This is a genomic window from Rhodococcus sp. NPDC056506, assembly GCF_042794945.1.
GTDB lineage: Bacteria > Actinomycetota > Actinomycetes > Mycobacteriales > Mycobacteriaceae > Rhodococcus_F.
In genome coordinates this window covers 194,842-213,092 of sequence record NZ_JBHTSW010000004.1, presented here as the reverse complement: position 1 = coordinate 213,092, position 18,251 = coordinate 194,842, and the positions used below count along the sequence as shown (strand labels likewise).

General features: G+C 62.1%; 20 protein-coding genes. 11 read left to right on the top strand and 9 right to left on the bottom strand.

All coding sequences use genetic code 11. The features are described 5' to 3' along the window. A complete protein-coding gene (locus ACFQ6H_RS06455) occupies window positions 1-543 on the bottom strand; it encodes a hypothetical protein (protein ID WP_378644769.1) in 543 nt (180 codons plus the stop codon). 353 nt (window positions 544-896) lie between these two features. Here ACFQ6H_RS06455 and ACFQ6H_RS06450 point away from each other — a divergent pair, with 353 nt between their 5' ends. Genes ACFQ6H_RS06450 through ACFQ6H_RS06425 form a run of 6 tightly spaced genes read left to right on the top strand, consistent with a single transcriptional unit; the run spans window position 897 to window position 6,553 of the window. Continuing rightward, window positions 897-3,761, top strand: coding sequence for an ATP-binding protein (locus ACFQ6H_RS06450; RefSeq protein ID WP_378644767.1), 2,865 nt, complete (start codon window positions 897-899; stop codon window positions 3,759-3,761). After that, window positions 3,758-4,174: a roadblock/LC7 domain-containing protein gene (locus ACFQ6H_RS06445; protein ID WP_003940329.1), complete on the top strand. Its 417-nt coding sequence runs from the start codon at window positions 3,758-3,760 to the stop codon at window positions 4,172-4,174. Before ACFQ6H_RS06450 ends, ACFQ6H_RS06445 begins: the two co-directional genes overlap by 4 nt. A 5-nt stretch (window positions 4,175-4,179) precedes the next feature. Next, window positions 4,180-4,554 carry a DUF742 domain-containing protein gene (locus tag ACFQ6H_RS06440; protein ID WP_019744850.1) on the top strand — a complete coding sequence of 125 codons (375 nt, stop codon included), beginning with the start codon at window positions 4,180-4,182 and terminating at the stop codon, window positions 4,552-4,554. Beyond that, window positions 4,535-5,122, top strand: coding sequence for an ATP/GTP-binding protein (locus ACFQ6H_RS06435; protein WP_378446307.1), 588 nt, complete (start codon window positions 4,535-4,537; stop codon window positions 5,120-5,122). Before ACFQ6H_RS06440 ends, ACFQ6H_RS06435 begins: the two co-directional genes overlap by 20 nt. 40 nt (window positions 5,123-5,162) lie before the next feature. Further along, entirely contained in the window at window positions 5,163-5,957 is a 795-nt protein-coding gene (locus tag ACFQ6H_RS06430; protein WP_378644766.1) for an MHYT domain-containing protein, read from the top strand. 53 nt (window positions 5,958-6,010) lie between these two features. Further along, entirely contained in the window at window positions 6,011-6,553 is a 543-nt protein-coding gene (locus ACFQ6H_RS06425; RefSeq protein WP_378644765.1) for an AAA family ATPase, read from the top strand. A 7-nt stretch (window positions 6,554-6,560) separates the two neighbouring features. On the opposite strand, the gene ACFQ6H_RS06420 is transcribed toward ACFQ6H_RS06425, so the two are convergent. Both ACFQ6H_RS06420 and ACFQ6H_RS06415 read right to left on the bottom strand, forming a co-directional pair. Then, entirely contained in the window at window positions 6,561-7,019 is a 459-nt protein-coding gene (locus ACFQ6H_RS06420) for a GNAT family N-acetyltransferase (protein ID WP_378644763.1), read from the bottom strand. Between the two features lie 56 nt (window positions 7,020-7,075). Further along, window positions 7,076-7,663, bottom strand: a complete 588-nt coding sequence (locus ACFQ6H_RS06415) for a helix-turn-helix domain-containing protein (RefSeq protein WP_037128769.1) — start codon at window positions 7,661-7,663, stop codon at window positions 7,076-7,078. Window positions 7,664-7,734: 71 nt separating this feature from the next. Between ACFQ6H_RS06415 and ACFQ6H_RS06410 the strand changes: the two genes are divergently transcribed. Next, window positions 7,735-8,763, top strand: a complete 1,029-nt coding sequence (locus ACFQ6H_RS06410) for an NAD(P)/FAD-dependent oxidoreductase (RefSeq protein WP_378543309.1) — start codon at window positions 7,735-7,737, stop codon at window positions 8,761-8,763. 8 nt (window positions 8,764-8,771) lie between these two features. Here ACFQ6H_RS06410 and ACFQ6H_RS06405 read toward each other — a convergent pair whose 3' ends face one another. The 3 genes from ACFQ6H_RS06405 to ctaD are packed head-to-tail and all read right to left on the bottom strand — an operon-like array spanning window position 8,772 to window position 11,520. Beyond that, window positions 8,772-9,191, bottom strand: a complete 420-nt coding sequence (locus tag ACFQ6H_RS06405) for a DUF5313 family protein (RefSeq protein WP_378543847.1) — start codon at window positions 9,189-9,191, stop codon at window positions 8,772-8,774. Between the two features lie 55 nt (window positions 9,192-9,246). Next, window positions 9,247-9,720: a MarR family winged helix-turn-helix transcriptional regulator gene (locus ACFQ6H_RS06400; RefSeq protein WP_378446301.1), complete on the bottom strand. Its 474-nt coding sequence runs from the start codon at window positions 9,718-9,720 to the stop codon at window positions 9,247-9,249. Window positions 9,721-9,765: 45 nt separating this feature from the next. Next, on the bottom strand, window positions 9,766-11,520 hold the full coding sequence (ctaD, locus tag ACFQ6H_RS06395; RefSeq protein ID WP_378644761.1) for a cytochrome c oxidase subunit I: 1,755 nt from the start codon (window positions 11,518-11,520) through the stop codon (window positions 9,766-9,768). 203 nt (window positions 11,521-11,723) lie between these two features. On the opposite strand from ctaD, the gene ACFQ6H_RS06390 reads away from it, so the two are divergent. After that, a complete protein-coding gene (locus ACFQ6H_RS06390; protein WP_378644809.1) occupies window positions 11,724-12,875 on the top strand; it encodes an NADH:flavin oxidoreductase in 1,152 nt (383 codons plus the stop codon). A 63-nt stretch (window positions 12,876-12,938) separates the two neighbouring features. On the opposite strand, the gene ACFQ6H_RS06385 is transcribed toward ACFQ6H_RS06390, so the two are convergent. Next, window positions 12,939-13,787 (bottom strand): aldo/keto reductase, encoded by an 849-nt coding sequence (locus tag ACFQ6H_RS06385; protein WP_019744860.1) that lies wholly within the window; start codon window positions 13,785-13,787, stop codon window positions 12,939-12,941. Between the two features lie 130 nt (window positions 13,788-13,917). On the opposite strand from ACFQ6H_RS06385, the gene ACFQ6H_RS06380 reads away from it, so the two are divergent. The 3 genes from ACFQ6H_RS06380 (at window position 13,918) to ACFQ6H_RS06370 (ending at window position 17,218) form a co-directional block, all read left to right on the top strand. Then, on the top strand, window positions 13,918-14,514 hold the full coding sequence (locus ACFQ6H_RS06380; RefSeq protein WP_378543303.1) for a class I SAM-dependent methyltransferase: 597 nt from the start codon (window positions 13,918-13,920) through the stop codon (window positions 14,512-14,514). An 89-nt stretch (window positions 14,515-14,603) separates the two neighbouring features. Then, a complete protein-coding gene (locus tag ACFQ6H_RS06375; RefSeq protein WP_378644758.1) occupies window positions 14,604-16,235 on the top strand; it encodes an ABC-F family ATP-binding cassette domain-containing protein in 1,632 nt (543 codons plus the stop codon). A 143-nt stretch (window positions 16,236-16,378) separates the two neighbouring features. Next, window positions 16,379-17,218: an aldo/keto reductase gene (locus ACFQ6H_RS06370; RefSeq protein ID WP_378644755.1), complete on the top strand. Its 840-nt coding sequence runs from the start codon at window positions 16,379-16,381 to the stop codon at window positions 17,216-17,218. A gap of 12 nt (window positions 17,219-17,230) precedes the next feature. Here ACFQ6H_RS06370 and ACFQ6H_RS06365 read toward each other — a convergent pair whose 3' ends face one another. Both ACFQ6H_RS06365 and ACFQ6H_RS06360 read right to left on the bottom strand, forming a co-directional pair. Beyond that, window positions 17,231-17,806 (bottom strand): TetR/AcrR family transcriptional regulator, encoded by a 576-nt coding sequence (locus ACFQ6H_RS06365; RefSeq protein WP_378644752.1) that lies wholly within the window; start codon window positions 17,804-17,806, stop codon window positions 17,231-17,233. After that, window positions 17,807-18,220 carry a VOC family protein gene (locus ACFQ6H_RS06360; RefSeq protein ID WP_378644750.1) on the bottom strand — a complete coding sequence of 138 codons (414 nt, stop codon included), beginning with the start codon at window positions 18,218-18,220 and terminating at the stop codon, window positions 17,807-17,809. Window positions 18,221-18,251 lie beyond the last annotated feature (31 nt).

Genomic DNA, 18,251 nt, shown 5'->3' with positions numbered 1-18,251 from the left:
CTAGAACACGCGGACGCTGTGCCCGGTTGTCAGTGAGAGTTCGACGAGTGTTGCGGCTCGATCACTCGGGACGAGCACAACGAGAAACGTATCGCTGTCGCTGTCGAGCCAGGCCACGGAAACGCCTGCCCCGGCGATGTTGTCGCCCACCCGCGCGAGAAGCGATTCCAGTCCGGCAGCTCGATCGAAGGCAGCGGCAAGGTTGTCTGCCCACTCCCACGATCCCGCACTTGCGGGCGAAGACTTCAGCTCTCGCAGCTGGCCGAGAACCTCGCCCGCGTCCTCGTTCCAGTCCACCCAGACGAGGAGTTCTTGTTCGTGCAACGCGTCGACGAGAGCGAACCACGCCAATTCGGGGTGTGGCTTCTCGAGCTTCTGTGAGTACAGCTCGTTCTGTACTGCGACATACCGTTCCGGGTAGTCGATTGCGAGAGTCACACGGTCGATGACTGTCGAGCTGTTCGGGGCAAGCAGTTCCGCGATCGCGCGCAACGCATCGCGAGCAGGTCCACCCACTATGGCTCCAAGGTTCGATTCGGTCATCGGCGCGGTTTCCACAGTCTGACACGCGGGTCCGCCTCGTACGGACCTGTCCTCGACGTTCGGTGCAGAGTCAGACACCGTTGCGGAGAGTTCCCTCACGCTTACGAACCAAAGTTCAGATAGCTACCAAATCGAACAACTCGGCTATCCTATTCGCCGCACTTGTCCGTTTAGCCTTTCACCTGGTCTTACAATCCCGATATAGTCATGGTCGATCCGTTGAGACAACTGGAATGTAGCGAGCCAGCGAACAGTCTGTTACCGTTCAGCTAACTACTCCTTCTGGTCAAACCGGATCGAAGGGGTTCGGGCAATGACCCACGGGGGGTTGACGTGAAGGGGCCATGTTCCGCATGAAACACGATTCACACACGACAACCTCTTGGTGGTCGATCGGCGAATGGCGCCTGGGATGGAAGGTCATCGCTGTCCTCGCATTGCCGATGATCGTCGCCGTTGTCCTCGGAGCCCTTCGAGTTCAGACAGAACTCGAAGAAGCCGCGCAGCTGAGTTCCTCGTCCGAGCGCGCCCTCGCAGTGCCAGCAGCGATCAATCTGGAATCGGCATTGTACGAACTCGCCGAAGCGGCATCGGCACGCTCCGACACCGCTCCTGCCACGCAAGCAGTCTCCGACGCGATGGACCAACTTGTCGATGCCGCCCGCACGTTCCAGTCCGACGATGCCCTCAACGACCAAGTGACTTCGGCGTTGGCCGAGAGCCGTTCCATCACCGAAGAGATCGCCGCCGGCGCGGTGGCACCCGCTCGCCTGGTTTCGCGGGTCGGTGAGGTCTCACGAGCCCTTTCCGGCACCTTCACCAGCGTCGTCGAGCATTCTCAGCGCCCAGTCCTGCGTGAACAGGGTGGTCGACTGTCCGCACTCTGGGAAGCGCGACGAGCCTTGGCCGAACAACGAATCCTCTTCGGCTCAGGCGATCCGGACCAGCAGGCTCGCACCTCGATGGTCAGCGCTGCCGGCGCCGAACTGGTCGCTCTGAACAACATCCTCACGATCGACGGAACCAACGACACCGTCCAGGCACTCAGCAACTCGGCTCAGAACCGGATCAACGCACTCGGATCCACTCCGTCGACTTCTCCCTTGGGGAGCCGCGTCGGCACCGATCTGAAATCTGGAAACGAGCAGTACAACAGCCTGACTGACACCACCGTCACCGAGTTCGGCGATACCGTCACCGCTGAATCCAACGCCGCACGAACCGCGGCACTTCGCGATACCGCAATTGTGCTCGGCGCGGTCCTGCTGGCGCTGGCCATCGCCCTCGTCATCAGCCGATCGCTCATCGATCCGATCCGCCGGTTGCGATTTGCCGCCTTGCAGGCAGCGAGACGCGGACTTCCCGACGCGATCGAACGAATTCGCGCAGGTGCCAGTACCGACGAACTCGACTTTGCCCGTGTCCCGATCCGCACCCACGAGGAAATCGGCGAGCTCGCACGCGCCGTGGACGACATGCACGGTCAGGCGATCACGCTCGCCGGCGAGCAGGCCACCCTGCGGCGCCAGGTCAACGACATGTTCGAAACGCTGTCGAGGCGCAACAAGTCCCTCGTCGACCAGCAACTCGGTTTGATCGAACAGCTCGAGCAGGACGAAGACGACCCGCGTCGCCTCGAGAATCTGTTCCGCCTCGACCATATCGCCGCGAGAATGCGCCGAAACGGCGACAACTTGTTGGTTCTCGCCGGAACCGATGTACGCCGCGCCAGGACCGCCCCCATCGCCCTCGGCGATACCCTTCGTGCCGCCGTGTCAGGCGTCGAGGAGTATCGACGCGTCGAACTCGGGCAGATTCCGCCCGGGGTCGTCACCGGTCATGCGGCCCCGGACGTCGTTCACCTCATCGCCGAGCTGCTCGACAATTCGCTGCGGTACTCCCCACCTGAGACCACCGTCTCCATCAACGCCGCCCGCACCATCGACGGCTCCATGATCGTCGAGGTCGCTGATCTCGGTATCGGCATGTCACCTGCCGATATCCTCGATGCCAACGAACGCCTCGCCGCCGGCGGCGAGATGAGCGCAGGTACAGCGCGTCGCATGGGTTTGTTCGTCGTGAGCCGAATCAGTCGTCGCTACAACATCTCTGTGCGCCTGCGCCCGACGGCAACGTCGTCGACACACAGCGGCATCACCGCCACGGTGCTCCTACCGACGTCGATTCTCGATTCTTCTCGGGCACCTGAGATCCGCACGCCGCGAACCGGACCCGTTCCCACGCTCGATCGGACTCCCCCTCCCGCAACGTCTGCACCGTTCGCGCAGTCCGCACCGTCATGGTCACAGCCCGTCCCGACCGAATCCACACCTCCGCGGCCTGCGACCAGAAGCTTCGCTGATCTCCCGCGTCGAACGCCCGCCAACAGCACCGATCGGACTGAGACGTTCGCCCCGATCACACCGCACTCGACGCCGCCGGCAACGGCACCTTCGGGGCTACCGCGTCGAACCCCGGGCACCAGCGGAGTACCGGCGGTCAGCACCTCGACTCCGACTTCTCCGGCACCCACCTCGTCGGTGTCATCCTTCGCTCCTCTGCTCGATCCCTCGGGGACAGACGCACCAACGGCCCTTCCCGTTCGGGCTCCGTCGCCGGAATTCACCTCGCCGGCACAGGGTCCCGAGATTCCGGTGGGTCCCCAACCGTCGACAACTCCGCCGCCACGGCACCGGCTCTCAGCCCCGACACCGACAAATACTGCGGCGTTCTTCTCCTCGCGTACCCGTGACGGGCTCTCTGCCCGACCATCGGCGCGCGCTGACAGCGCAGGCGACGGCAACTCGAACGGCGCGCCCGCCGCCCCGTCCACGATGCCGATTTTTGCCCGGATGGTGTCGGAGTGGCTTGTCGATCCGACGGCGGAGACGTCGGCGGCTTCCACCGGCAGCTCGTGGACCACGGACGCCGATCAAGGCTGGGTGGCTGCTCGAACGTCATTCGAAATGCCGGTCACCAAGATCGCCGATTCCGGACTTCCCATTCGGGACCGCGGAGCCCGGCTGGTTCCTGGCGCCGTCGGCGGTGGCGGCTCGACTCAGCGTCACGCATCCAATCCGGCGGACGTCCAACGCGGTTGGAGCAGTTACCAATCCGGAGTACAACGAGGGCGGCGGCACGCCGCCGACCATCAGCGCGATGGCGGACAGTCTTTCGAATCATCCACGATGTTGCACAACGATGAAGGAGAACAGTGAACACTGTCGGAGCCCAAGAGACTCCCCGCGCACTCGACTGGCTGGTTTCGGCTTTTGCCCGAGACGTGCCGGGTGTGAGTCACGCGATCATCGTCTCAGCCGACGGGTTGTTGACGGCCTCGAGCACACACCTGCCGCTCGATCGGGCGGATCAATTGGCCGCTGTCACTTCCGGACTCGCCAGCCTGTCCGCGGGTGCATCACGCCTCTTCGACGGTGGGGCCGTCATGCAGTCCGTCGTCGAGATGGAGAACGGGTACCTACTTCTCATGGGTGTCGGTAGTGGTGCTTACCTTGCCGCCCTCGCCGTTGCCGGATGCGACATCGGCCAGATCGGTTACGAAATGGCGACTCTCGTCGATCGCGTCGGGACAACCATGGACATTGCTCCGCGAACATCGCAGGGTATTTGAGTCCGATGCCTCACCACCAATCCGAGTACGACGACGCCGAACCGAGCTTGGTCCGGCCGTACGCGCTCACCGAAGGTCGGACCCTGCCGTCCATCGACCTCCCGCTCGAAGCGATCATCGCGACGATCGAAGACGTGGTCTCGAACAATCTTGCACCGCAGGATATTCGTGCGTCGATCGTCGCACTGTGTGAGCAGCGGATCTCGATAGCCGAGATCGCTGCCCACCTGGGTGTTCCGATCGGAGTCGTGCGGGTACTGGTTGCCGACCTCGTAGTAGCCGGATCACTGGAAATACATGCCACTCTGCGAAGCGACGCATCTCGAGTCGAGCGACGCGAACTGATCGAAAGGACCCTCAGTGGACTTCGGGCACTCTGACTCATCGTCTCGCGTGAAATCGACCAAAATCGTGATCGCCGGGGGTTTCGGTGTTGGCAAGACAACGCTTGTGGGGACCGTCTCCGAAATCGTCCCCCTTCGCACGGAGGCCATGGTCACCGACGCCAGCGACGGTATCGACAATCTCGGATCAACTCCCGACAAGAGCACCACGACGGTCGCGATGGACTTCGGACGTATCACTCTCGCCGACGATCTGGTCCTCTATCTATTCGGAACCCCGGGGCAGCGCCGCTTCTGGTTCATGTGGGACGACCTCATCACCGGTGCGATCGGTGCGGTCATTCTGGTCGACACTCGCCGCCTTGAAGACAGCTTCGCTGCAGTCGACTTCTTCGAGGCGCGAGGGCTCCCGTTCATCGTGGCGGTCAACCGTTTCGACGGCGCACCAATCCATTCGGCGAGCGATCTCCGGCAAGCGTTGGCTCTGCCCAATCGCGTTCCCATGATCGAGATCGACGCCCGTAACCGCGAATCGGCCAAACGTGCGCTGATCGCCATCACCGAGTACTCCCTCGAACGACTTGCAGCCGAAGCAGTCGTCTAGATGAATCACCAGATGCGAATGTTCGCCGAAAGGAACTGGCATGTCGGATGAAATGCACCATTTCTCGATGGGAATCTGGCTGCTCGGGCTCGCCTACGTCGTGTCCGTGGTCGGGTCGGTAGTCGGCCTGGCATGCACCAGGCATTCAGCGTCGGCGACGACAACCGCCACACGCATGCGATGGCTCGCCATGGCTGCCCTGTCGATCGGTGGCGTCGCCATCTGGCTGATGCATTTCATCGCCATGCTCGGCTTCGCAGTCCCCGGCAGTCCCATTCGATACAACCTCGGATGGACCGTGATCTCTGCGATCATCTCGGTGGGCGCCGTGTTCGTCGGTCTGCTGATCATCGGGACCGAATTCCGCTGGACGCGGCTTCTGATCGGGGGCCTGGTGACCGGTCTCGCCGTGAACATCATGCATTACACGGGTATGCGCGCCTTGCGCTTTCAGGGCGAGATCCGCTACGACCTGCTCTTCGTTGCACTGTCGGTTCTCATCGCAGTCGTCGCCGGCACCGCCGCATTGTGGTTCACCATGGTGCTCGAGTCCACGATTCTGCGTTTTGTCGCCGGAATCATCATGGGTATCGCCGTGGTCGGTATGCACTACACCGGAATGGCCGCAGTCGAGGTTGTCCACGACGCGGCAGCCCCGGCGCCACAGGGGCTCGAAGTGTTCTCCTTCCTCTTCCCCGTCTTCGTTCTCGGATTGCTGGCGTTGGCAGTTCCGATTGTCGCAGTGCTGACAGCGCCCAACCGTGCGACGGCTCGGATGGAATCAGCCGCCGACGACCTGGCGTTCGAAGCTCGAGAGTTCGCGATCCCGAACTGAGAGGAGTACGGGGCGAGTCGGCGTAAATCGACGACGCCCCGTACATTTCGAGGATGGTGGATGCCGGACACAACCCCCAGCCGTCGGCCCGCGCAACACTGGTCGTGATCGGTGGTTTGCCGGCCACCGGCAAGTCGACGATCGCGCGGGCACTTACCCGGCAACACCAGATCCCCTACGTGCGGATCGATACCATCGAACAGGCACTGACCCGCAGCGGTATCGCTGATGTATCCGGGACCGCTGGATACATCACCGGGTACGCGCTCGCCGCCGAACAATTGCGACTGGGAATCTCGGTCGTGGTCGAATGCGTCAACCCGATCGAGGTCACTCGAAACGCCTGGTCCGCTACCGCACAACAAAATTCGGCGCGCTTGCTCAACGTCGAGGTCATCTGTTCGGATCCCGACGAGCATCGCCGACGCGCGGAGCAGCGTGTCGTCGACATCCCGGATCTTGTACTACCTACGTGGCAGGACATCCTGGATCGAGACTACGAGCCGTGGACCACGGAACGGCTGGTGCTCGACACCGCAATCATGAACTCCGACAGCGCAGTACAACGCATCACTGCCCGAATGTTCATTGCGTGAGGACTGCTCACAGCGTGAGAACAAAGAAGGCACTGTTCGGATCTTCGCGGTAGTCCCCGAATGGTGGACACGGCACAAACCCGAATTTTGCATACAGTCGACGTGCCGGATCGAAGAAGTCTTGCGTACCGGTCTCCAATTCGAGTTGCCGGTAGCCTCGTTGTCTTGACTCGTCCACGACGTGTTGAAGAAGTCGCGTTCCCACTCCGCGCCCACGAGCTGCCGAAGATGTTCGCATCGACTTGATTTCACCACCGCTCGACGACCGTTCCTTCAGAGCTACACAACCGAGTAGCTCGTCGCCTTCGCTCCACAACGTCCACATGGTCACGGAGCTATCCGTCAGACCTGCGACGTCCAGCGCGTGAACGCTGTCCGCAGGCGAGGTCGCATGCATGTCGGCGAGATGTTCGGTCAGTAAGGCACGGACCGCATCCCGGCTCAAGTCGTCAACTTCGATTCGCACAGATCCCTCACCGTCCACTTTGCTTCCGCCTGCATCGAACAAAGTATGACTGTCCGTCACTTCGCCGAAGGCTTGGCCCGTACGTGGATGCGTTCTCCTTGCGGGCCGAACAGACTCAGCACCTCGACCGGGCCGCGCCCGTCACTGCCGAACCAATGTGGGTTTCGGGTGTCGAATTCAGCAGCTTCACCCGTGCCCATCACGATGTCGTGATCGGCCAACACCAACCGCAACCTCCCCGACAACACATACAGCCATTCGTAACCGTCGTGCACTTGAGGGTCCGGTTCCGTCTGGCTTGCCGGGATGGTCATCTTGAATGCCTGCAGCCCACCCGGTTGCCGAGTCAACGGCAATACCGTTCGGCCGCTGACGCTTCGAGGCGCACTCTGGATGCGTGGATCGGCGACCTGCGGTGCCGCCACCAGTTGGTCCAACGGCACTTGGTGGGCAAGCGCGATCGGAAGCAGCAACTCCAGACTCGGGCGGCGCTCGCCCGCTTCGAGCCTCGACAGAGTGCTCTTCGAAATACCGGTGGACTCGGACAGCGCTGTGAGCGTGACGTTCCTCTGAGTACGAATGCGTTTGAGGCGCGCGCCGATCTGCGAAATAGCGGCATCGATGTGCGGACCGTTGACATTCATGGTCCGAGTCTGACGACGATTCCCAGAAATGGCAACAATAGTTGCTAACCCCTCGCGTCCGCAGGCAACCTGTGCTCATGCGAACACACACTGAAACAGAGATCCTCGACGCCGTGATCGTCGGCGGTGGCGCCGCCGGACTCAGCGCAGCCCTGGTGTTGGGTCGTGCGCGACGCACGGTCGCCGTCATCGATTCCGGCAAACCGCGCAACGCGCCCGCAGCACACATGCACGGCTTCCTCTCGCGAGACGGCATGGCGCCCGGTGAGTTGCTCGCCGTCGGGCGCAGCGAATTGCAGACGTACGGAGTGGAATTCAAACAGGATGACGTTGTCGACGTCTCCTGGCGCGGTATCGAACCCGGCTTTGTCGTCGAACTTTCAGGAGGCACACCCCTCGAGACCCGCACTCTGCTCGTTGCCACGGGCTTGTGGGATTCGTTCCCGGAAATACCGGGTATCCAGGAGCTTTGGGGACAGAGCGTGCTCCATTGCCCGTACTGCCATGCATACGAGATCAGTGACGAGCCGATCGGCGTTCTCGGCGGCGACGCTCGCGAGATGTCACTTCACCAGGCGTTTCTACTCCGACAGTGGTCGTCGGATGTGATGTTCTTCCCCCACCACATCTCGCTCACCCGTGACGAACGCGCGCGACTTGCTGCGCGTGGGGTGACTGTCGTAGACGGACTAGTCTCTGGATTGATCTGCGAGAGAGGCGAACTGAAGGCCGTCGAACTCGACAACGGGCAATTGGTCCCTCGCTCAGCACTGTTCGTTGCGCCGCGTTTCATTCCGAACGACGCGCATCTGACGCGACTCGGGTGCAAAACCGGCCCTACGGGATTCGTGGCTGTCGACCCTTCCGGCGCCACCAGCGTTCCAGGCGTCTGGGGCGCCGGCAACGTCGTCGACCCTCGCGCTCAGGTGATAGGCGCTGCCGCTGCCGGGTCGACGGCGGCAATCGCGATCAACGGATACCTGGTCGAGCAAGATGTCGCATCGGCTCTTCGTTCGACCGAGCCTGTGGGCGGCTTCTCGGCGGCCGTGGAGCAACGCGTCTGTGAGATGAACGGCGGCAGCGCCCTCCACGGCATGTGACCGAGGTGCTACGTCGCGGGGCCGCCGTGCAGCTTCTCGTAGGCGGCCTTCTCGGCGTCGTGGCGCGAGATCTTCTTCGGGTTCTCGAGGTCGGAAGGCAAACCGTGACGCTCGAGGCGACGCGACCTGTTCTGAGCCATGTAGGAGACCGAATAGAACAGTGCCAGAAGTACTCCGAGCAGCACCATCGATGCCCGCAGGGCCAACGGCCCGGGAAAGAGCATGAAGGCCGCGAAGACTGGAATAAACGGCACCATGCTTCGGATCAGGTGACGCGGCACAGCCCAGTCACCGATCAGGTCGTTTCGCACCCATTCCTGCATGGAATCGGGCAGCTTGCGCCCCACTGAATAACCCAACCACTGAAGGGGATTCGGGCTCGTACGTTGCTTTTTGGAAGTCACGGAAGTCACCTGTTCGGTACGCATCGACGGTACTGACGCAGTCATCACGTTTCTTTCGGATGCAGTCATCACATTTCTCTCATTGGTCCAAGGCTCCGGCGCGGAGCGCGGCCTCGTTGACCCGCGTCAGAACGTTGTGGAGTTCTTCGAGTTCGGCGAGGCTCACGCCGAGCTTCGCGACAACCGCCGGGGGGATCTTCTCCGCCTCCGTGCGCAGCGCCACACCCGCCTCGGTGAGGTCCACGTCCAGTTGACGTTCGTCGGCGCGGCTACGGGTTCGCGTGATCAACCCGGACGCCTCGAGTCGCTTGAGGAGCGGCGACAGCGTCGGCGAATCGAGCTGCAGTGCCTGCCCGATTTCCTTGACCGCCATCGGCGACTTTCCCCACAGTGCCAGCATCACCAGATACTGGGGATGCGTGAGGCCCATCGGCTCGAGCAGTGGCCGGTAAACGGACAGCACCGCCCGGTTCGCGACCGCAAGTGCAAAGCACACCTGCCGGTCGAGAGCCAGCGGATCGTCCATCTGCGTCTGCGGAGCCTTCGTCGTCATGAATCCGATGTTATCAGATTAATTAGTGCAGTAACTATTATTGCACTAATCAATTTGGCGATGATCGTCACTCTTCTCCAACGTCGACGTGGGTTGCCCGGTGAGACCCACGTGCGCTTCCGCCCTCATTCGCTCGACCATGTGTGGGTAGTGCAGTTCGAAGGCCGGGCGTTCGCTGCGGATGCGCGGCAGCTCGGTGAAGTTGTGACGCGGCGGCGGGCAGGTTGTCGCCCACTCCAGCGAGTTTCCGTAGCCCCACGGATCGTCGACGGTGACAACTTCGCCGTAGCGGTAACTCTTGAAGACGTTCCACAGGAAGGGCAGCGTCGACGCACCGAGTACGAAGGCGAAGATCGTGGACACCGAGTTGAGCACGGTAAATCCGTCCGAGGGCAGGTAATCGGCGTAACGACGCGGCATGCCCTCGCCGCCAAGCCAGTGCTGCACGAGGAACGTGCCGTGGAAGCCGACGAACGTGGTCCAGAAGTGCCACTTGCCCAACCGTTCGTCGAGCAGACGCCCCGTCATCTTCGGGAACCAGAAGTAGATACCGGCATACGTAGCGAACACGACCGTACCGAAGACCACGTAATGGAAGTGGGCCACAACAAAATACGTGTCGGTGACATGGAAGTCGAGCGGCGGGCTCGCAAGGATGACACCCGACAGACCACCGAAGAGGAAGGTGATCAAGAAACCCACCGAGAACAGCATCGGCGATTCGAAAGTCAACTGCCCCTTCCACATCGTTCCGATCCAGTTGAAGATCTTCACACCTGTCGGCACGGCGATCAGGAACGTCATGAACGAGAAGTACGGCAGGAGAACAGCACCCGTCGCGTACATGTGGTGAGCCCACACCGCGATCGAGAGGGCAGCAATCGCGAGCGTCGCATAGACCAATCCGGTGTAACCGAAAATCGGCTTACGGCTGAAGACCGGGAAGATCTCCGAGACGATGCCGAAGAACGGCAACGCGATGATGTACACCTCAGGGTGACCGAAGAACCAGAACAGGTGCTGCCACAACAGAACTCCACCCGACGCCGGGTCGAAGATGTGTCCACCGAGGTGACGGTCGACGAACAGACCCATGAACGCGGCGGTCAAGAGCGGGAACGCCATCAAGATCAAGATGCTGGTGATGAAGATGTTCCAGGTGAAGATGGACATGCGGAACATCGTCATGCCGGGTGCTCGCAGGCAGATCACGGTGGTGATCATGTTGACCGCACCGAGAATGGTGCCGAGGCCACCAACCGTCAGACCGAATACCCAAAGGTCGGCGCCGACACCGGGGCTGTGCACCGCGCCGGAGAGCGGGGTGTACGCCGTCCAACCGAAGTCGGCGGCGCCGCCCGGAGTGAGGAATCCACCGAGGACGATGAGGCCACCAAAAGTGAAGAGCCAGAACCCGAATGAGTTCAAGCGCGGGAACGCCACGTCGGGCGCACCGATCTGCAGCGGAAGTATGTAGTTCGCGAATCCGAAGACGACTGGGGTCGCGTACAGCAGCAGCATGATCGTGCCGTGCATGGTGAACAGCTGATTGAACTGTTCATTGGAGAGGAACTGCATCCCGGGAACGGCCAGTTCTGCGCGCATGAACAGCGCCATCAGACCGCCGATCAGGAAGAACACGAACGCAGTGATCAAGTACATGATCCCGATCTTCTTGTGATCGGTCGTCTTGATCATCTCGAGCATCCACGACCCCTTGGGATCACGACGCTTCGGATACGGCCGCTCCGGAATCGGCTCCAACTCTCCGGCCCGCTCGTTCGGCACCGTCGTTGTCATGCTCGCGCGTCCTCTTTCGTGCTCGATACCGCCCTCAGAAACTTTCCGCACGACTATATCGCATGTTAATAGTTAATGCACAAACTAAGTTGGGTTTACATAACCACTGATCGAAAACCGAACGTACGCAACCTTTTGCAGGTTTCAGGGAGATAAACTCATGCGCCGGAATAGGTCGAGGGTCCGCTGTGTTGAACAAACCCGTGACTCTTCCCGACACATCGACAGCACCCGAGGCCTCCGCGTTGCGCGGCCTCTTCGAGCCTTTCGAGGTCAAATCACTCTCGTTGCGCAACCGCTTCGCGATGGCCCCGATGACGCGCGCCTTCTCTCCCGACGGAATCCCCGGCGCCGACGTCGCCGAGTACTACCGTCGTCGCGCAGCAGGTGGTGTCGGCTTGATCATCACCGAAGGCACCTACATCCCCGACCCGGCAGCCGGCCCGCACACCCGCGTACCGCGCATCTACGGTGATTCGAGCCTGGGCGGCTGGAAGTCGGTTGTCGACGCCGTCCACGCCGAGGGTGGATCGATCATTCCTCAGCTGTGGCACCTCGGAGTCGAGCGCGGCGAGAACTCGCACCTGAACCCCGAGGTCGAAACCGTCAGCCCCTCCGGTCTGGCGCTGGACGGCACCCGTTTGGGACGCGAATTCACCACGTCGGATCTCGACGACTTGAAGCAGTCGTGGGTGGATGCCGCGCTCAACGCGAAGAACACCGGCTTCGACGGTCTCGAGTTGCACGGCGCACACGGCTACCTGCTCGACGAATTCCTCTGGGCAGGAACCAATGTCCGGACCGATGGATACGGCGGATCGCTCGAAGCTCGCACCCGTTTCCCGGCCGAGGTCGTCGCCGCAATCCGAGAGGCAGTCGGGGACGAGTTCGCGATCGTCTACCGATTCTCGCAGTGGAAGTCCGGCCAGTACGACGCTCGTATCGCGCAGAGCCCGGCAGAACTCGGCCGCATCCTCACTCCCCTGGTCGACGCCGGCGTCGACGTCCTGCATCCGTCGACGAGGCGTCATTGGGAACCGGCATTCGCTGAGCTCGACGGTGAAGACGGCAAGCTCGGCCTCGCCGGTTGGACCAAGAAGCTGACCGGGTTGCCGACTATCACCGTCGGCTCGGTCGGACTCGATTCCGTGTTCACGACGGCATTCACCGGCGACGCTGCATCGGCTGTGACTGGACTGGAGCGTCTCGAAGCTCAGTACGAGAACGGCGAATTCGACATGGTTGCCATCGGACGCGCGCTGCTCGCCGATCCCGAGTGGGTCGACAAGCTCCGCACCGGACGCACGGACGAGCACATCGCATTCACTGCAGAACATCGAACACATCTGAACTGACCGCACACGACAAACGGCACTCCCGCGACTGCGGGAGTGCCGTTTGTGGATCTACCGGAAGTTCTAGCTTCCGAGCGTGACCGGGTCGGGGCCGATACGGCCGGCTGGGTCGTCGAGAGCGCCGATCGCGTTGATCTGTTCCGGAGTCAGTTCGAAGCCGAAGACGTCGAAGTTGGCGGCGATACGTTCGGGGGTCACCGACTTCGGGATCACCACGTTGCCGATCTGCAGGTGCCAGCGAATGATGACCTGAGCCGCGGTGACGCCATGAGCGTCGGCGATGGCAGTGATGACGGGGTCGCCGAGAACGGTTCCCTGGCCGAGCGGGCTCCACGCCTCCGTCGCGATTCCCTTGCCGGTGTGGAAGGCGCGCAGTTCTGCCTGGTTGAACTTGGGGTGAAGCTCGATCTGATTGAGGACCGGCACCTCTCCGGTTTCACCGATGACACGCTCGAGGTTCTCGATGGTGAAGTTGGAGACGCCGATGGATCGAACCCGTCCGTCGGCCTTGAGCTTCTGGAATGCCTTGAACGTCTCGACGTACAGGTCCTTCGACGGAACCGGCCAGTGGATCAGGTACAGATCGAGGTAGTCGAGACCCAACTTGTCGAGGCTGGCGTCGAATGCGGCAAGCGTCGAGTCGTAGCCCTGGTCGTCGTTCCACAGTTTGGTCGTGATGTAGAGGTCTTCGCGGGCGATGCCGGATTCGGCGATAGCGCGGCCGACGCCCACCTCGTTGCCGTAGATCTTGGCGGTGTCGATACTGCGGTAGCCGGTCTTCAGGGCGGTGGAGACGGCTTCCTGCGTTTCGTCGTCCGGAACCTGGAACACACCGAATCCCAGCGCGGGGATCGTCTTACCGTCGTTCAGAACAATTGTCGGTACAGAGGTCACATCGTTGGTTTCGGTCATATTCGGAACCAACGCGTCAGAGCACGGAGGCATTCCCCGCCGAACATCCGGTGAGTGCCCTTGTACCGCCCGAAATGCCGGTCTACCTTGGAAGACAAGTATTGGAATCGCCTCGAGAAAAGAGAGAGCGATGAATCTTTCATATCGTCTCGCCTACAAGGTCGGCGTCACTCCGTGGGAGCACACCGGGCACGGGTTCGACGCTCAGCTGTCCGGACTTCTCGACGCGATTCCCGTTCCGGAAGGTGGCCGTGCCCTCGATATCGGCTGCGGCACCGGACGTCATTCGATCGAGCTGGCGCAACGCGGTTGGCACGTCACCGGCGTCGACGCCGAGCAGGAACCGTTGGACAAAGCGCGCATCCATGCACGTGAAGCCCACGTCGACGTCCGGTTTCTCCACGAGGACGCGGCAGACCTGCACATAGCCGTCGACGGTGGGCACATGCTGGTGCTCGACATCGGCTGCTTTCACGGGCTGTCCGAAAATCAACGACGGGACTACGGGAGGTCGGTCAACGCGATCACCGCGCCGGGCGCGTCCATGGTCATGTTCGCGTTCGGGCCAGGTCACCGCTGGCCGATGCCACACGGCGTCTCCGAAGAAGACGTCATGCGCGCATTCGACGGATGGTCGACGGCCTCGAGCATGGCCGCGGACGTGAGCGAATCGCCACTTCCAGTCCGTGCGGCGCATCCGTGCTGGTATCACCTGGTTCGGGACTGACTGCTGTGCGCCTTTGTTAACCGCCCGCGGTTATTAAAGGCGCACAGCACCGATTAACAGAGGCGCACAGCACCAGGGATACTTCTCAGGTGACTGCAACACTGCGCATCAGCGGCCTCTCTGCTTCCCGGGGAGAACGCACCCTGTTCTCCGACCTCGATCTGACAGTGGCGCCTGGCGACGTCATCGGCCTCGTCGGGGCAAACGGCGCCGGCAAGTCGACGCTTCTCACTGCCCTCGCCGGAATCGGAACCGCCGACGTCGAGGGTTCGATCATCCTCAGCCCGCCGGATGCTGCGGTCGGTTACCTCGCGCAGGAACCTGACCGCATCGAGGGTGAAACCGTCCTCGAGTTCCTCGGCCGACGCACCGGGGTCGCGCACGCCGAGGCGGCTATGAACACCGCGGCCGAAACGCTGGCTGAAGCCGAAGAGGATCTGTACTCCCCGGCGCTGGAGCGCTGGCTCGCGCTGGGCGGCGCCGATCTGTTCGAGCGCGCCGAGAAGGTAGTCGAAGAACTCGGACTTGGCGTATCCCTCGACGCTCACATGACGGCATTGTCCGGCGGTCAGGCCGCCCGCGCCGGCCTCGCGTCGCTGCTGCTTTCGCGCTACGACATTCTCCTGTTGGACGAGCCCACCAACGATCTCGACCTGCGAGGTCTCGAGCAGTTGGAACGATTTGTCGCCGAGACCCGAGCGGCGCTGGTCGTCGTGAGCCACGATCGCGAGTTCCTCTCGCGCACCGTCACGGGGATCGTGGAACTCGATCTGGCACAACAGGACATCGCAGTGTACGACGGCGGCTACGAGTCGTACCTCGCCGAACGTGAGATAGCCCGCCAGCACGCACGTGAGGCCTTCGAGGAATATGCCGGCACCCGCTCCGATCTCGAAGATCGTGCACAGATGCAGCGCAACTGGATGGAACACGGCGTCCGCAACGCGCGTCGTAAGGCCAAGGACAACGACAAGATCGGACGCGGATTGCGGACCGAGTCGACGGAGAAGCAAGCCGCGAAGGCCCGCCAGACTCAACGCCGCATCGAGCGACTCGAAGTGGTCGAGGAACCGCGTAAAGAGTGGGAACTTCGTATGGAGATCGCGGCGGCTCCGCGGTCCGGTTCCGTTGTCGCAACCACGAACGGCGCCAAGGTGACGCGCGGTCAGTTCACTTTCGGTCCGGTTACGACGCAAATCGACTGGGGCGATCGAATCCTCGTCACGGGCGCGAACGGTGCAGGCAAGACCACCCTCCTGAACGTCCTGCTCGGCAAACTCGTCCCAGACGAGGGCATCGCGTCTTTGGGTTCAGGTGTCGCGATCGGTGAGATCGATCAGGCGCGCGGATTGTTCGAAGGCGATCAACCAGTAGTCGAGGCCTTCGGTGCTCAGGTTCCGGACTGGCCAGACGCCGATGTCCGCACGCTCCTCGCCAAGTTCGGCCTGCGTGGACACCACGTGCTCAGATCTGCCGCTTCACTCTCCCCTGGCGAAAGAACAAGGGCTGCACTGGCTTTACTGCAGGCTCGCGGCGTGAATCTACTGGTACTGGACGAGCCGACGAACCATCTCGACCTTCCGGCGATCGAACAACTCGAGCAGGCGATGGAGTCGTTCGAGGGAACCCTCCTCCTCGTCACTCACGATCGACGCATGCTCCAATCCACCCGCAGCACGCGGCGGTGGCGGATGGAGAACGGACAACTCTTCGAGGAGTAGCCGACAGCGCTGCTTGCGCAGACAACCCGCGTGTGCAACTATTTATCAGGCGCACGCAATAGTTGCATGCGCGGCATAGGTGGTTCACGGGCGACACGATCCCCGGTCGGACCGCCATACACAGTCCTGAAAGGCGCTCTTCAATGTTGTCGATCCCCGACCGCACACTGACTCACGGAACCACCGGCGAACCGATCACCATCCCGCAAGTCGGGTACGGCGTTTTCCAGGTACCGGACGCCCAGACCGAAGAGGTCACTGCCACCGCTCTCGAGATCGGCTACCGCCACATCGACACGGCCGCGATCTACGGAAATGAAGCCGGGGTCGGCCGCGCCATCGCAGGTTCGGATATCCCTAGGTCAGAGCTGTTCGTCACCACCAAGCTGTGGAACGACGATCAAGGCCACGACCGAGCGCTCGCCGCATTCGACTCGAGCCTCGACAAGCTCGGCGTCGATTACGTCGACCTGTATCTGATCCACTGGCCGGCGCCGGCAAAGGGCCTGTTCGTGGAGACCTGGGCCGCTTTCGAAGAGATTCTCGCCTCCGGTCGCGCCCGTGCGATCGGTGTCTCCAACTTCCTCCCCGAACACCTCGACCTGCTGGCCCAGCACAGCTCGATCACCCCAGCCGTCAACCAGGTCGAACTGCATCCCAGACTGCAACAGCACGCGTCACGAGAGTACGCACAGAGCCGCGGCATCGAAATCGAGGCCTGGAGTCCGTTGGGACAGGGAACTATCCTCGACGACCCGACCATCGGGAAAGTTGCTGCAGCACACGGAAAGAGCCCGGCGCAGATCATTCTGCGCTGGCATCTCGAGCAGGGACACACCGTACTGTCGAAGTCGGTCACACCAGCCCGCATGCGCGAGAACGCCGCGATCTTCGACTTCGCACTCGATGCCGACGAGTCAGCTGCCATCGCATCGTTGAACACCGACAGCCGTGTCGGACCTGATCCACTCGAATTGAACTGAGCCCAAACGTCTTCAGAGATTCTCGTGCGGAGCCAACGTCAGCAGAACAGAATCGACGGCCTGCTCAGCCAGGAGCGTGTCCAGCGGTAAGTGACGGAACAACGCCCGGTAATAGATCGGGGACGCCAAGGCGTCCAGGACGAAGTCCAGGTCGAAGTCGCTCCGAATGTCGCCGCGTAGACGCGCCGATTCCAGCACTGCTGCAGTGGAATCGCGTCGCGGCTGAAAGAACGCCGACTGGAAATCCCGCGCCAATTCCGGGTCCGCGGCCAGATCCGCGACCAACGCGGGCAGTATCCGACCAACTACCGTTTCGCTCAGTCCCACAACCAATGTCGTGATGCCGGCGACCAGGTCCGCCCTGAGATCGCCGGTGTCCGGCGTTGGATCAGTGCCGATATGCGCCACGACGACGTCCACCACCAGGTGCCGCTTCGACTGCCATCTCCGGTAGATGGCGGGACGATGCACACCCGCCCTCGTCGCCACCGATCCGATCGACAGCTCCGCATACCCGTTCTCCCCCAGCAATTCCAGGGTCGCGGACAGTACTGCATCGTCGATCCGCTCGTCGCGGGCGCGCACCATCTACAGCACCGGCCGCGGCATGAGCACCAGCCGCCAGCCGTCAGGGTCCTCGAAAGTCATTCCCGAATTCTCCTCCCAGTACGGATTCTCGGCTTCGACGGGTTCGTGCCCCGCCTCACCCAGTCGCTGAACCACCTCGTACATCGCCGACTCGCCGGCGAAGTAGAGCACGAACAAGTTGTCCTGCGTCGGCGCCGGGCACGGGCTTCCGTCTTCGTGGGTCGTGAATTCGAGGTGATAGTTCGCATCCGGCAGACCCAGCATGATTCCGTCGTAGCCGGCATGTCCGGAAAACCGGTAGAGCTCCGGCAATCCAAGGCAGTCGCGATAGAACGCAATCACGTCGTCGAGTCGGTCGGTGGGTCGCGCTACGCGCACTTGCGCCACTGCGAGGTCGTTCGGCCAAGTTGTCATCATCAAACGGTACAGTACGTACCGTAACATT

Bases quoted from the DNA above. Each gene is read 5' to 3' on its own strand.
- ACFQ6H_RS06455 (WP_378644769.1), bottom strand. From the start codon at position 543: ATGACCGAATCGAACCTTGGAGCCATAGTGGGTGGACCTGCTCGCGAT.
- ACFQ6H_RS06450 (WP_378644767.1), top strand. From the start codon at position 897: ATGAAACACGATTCACACACGACAACCTCTTGGTGGTCGATCGGCGAA.
- ACFQ6H_RS06440 (WP_019744850.1), top strand. From the start codon at position 4,180: ATGCCTCACCACCAATCCGAGTACGACGACGCCGAACCGAGCTTGGTC.
- ACFQ6H_RS06430 (WP_378644766.1), top strand. From the start codon at position 5,163: ATGTCGGATGAAATGCACCATTTCTCGATGGGAATCTGGCTGCTCGGG.
- ACFQ6H_RS06425 (WP_378644765.1), top strand. From the start codon at position 6,011: ATGGTGGATGCCGGACACAACCCCCAGCCGTCGGCCCGCGCAACACTG.
- ACFQ6H_RS06415 (WP_037128769.1), bottom strand. From the start codon at position 7,663: ATGAATGTCAACGGTCCGCACATCGATGCCGCTATTTCGCAGATCGGC.
- ACFQ6H_RS06405 (WP_378543847.1), bottom strand. From the start codon at position 9,191: ATGCGTACCGAACAGGTGACTTCCGTGACTTCCAAAAAGCAACGTACG.
- ACFQ6H_RS06400 (WP_378446301.1), bottom strand. From the start codon at position 9,720: ATGACGACGAAGGCTCCGCAGACGCAGATGGACGATCCGCTGGCTCTC.
- ctaD (WP_378644761.1), bottom strand. From the start codon at position 11,520: ATGACAACGACGGTGCCGAACGAGCGGGCCGGAGAGTTGGAGCCGATT.
- ACFQ6H_RS06385 (WP_019744860.1), bottom strand. From the start codon at position 13,787: ATGACCGAAACCAACGATGTGACCTCTGTACCGACAATTGTTCTGAAC.
- ACFQ6H_RS06380 (WP_378543303.1), top strand. From the start codon at position 13,918: ATGAATCTTTCATATCGTCTCGCCTACAAGGTCGGCGTCACTCCGTGG.
- ACFQ6H_RS06370 (WP_378644755.1), top strand. From the start codon at position 16,379: ATGTTGTCGATCCCCGACCGCACACTGACTCACGGAACCACCGGCGAA.
- ACFQ6H_RS06365 (WP_378644752.1), bottom strand. From the start codon at position 17,806: ATGGTGCGCGCCCGCGACGAGCGGATCGACGATGCAGTACTGTCCGCG.
- ACFQ6H_RS06360 (WP_378644750.1), bottom strand. From the start codon at position 18,220: ATGACAACTTGGCCGAACGACCTCGCAGTGGCGCAAGTGCGCGTAGCG.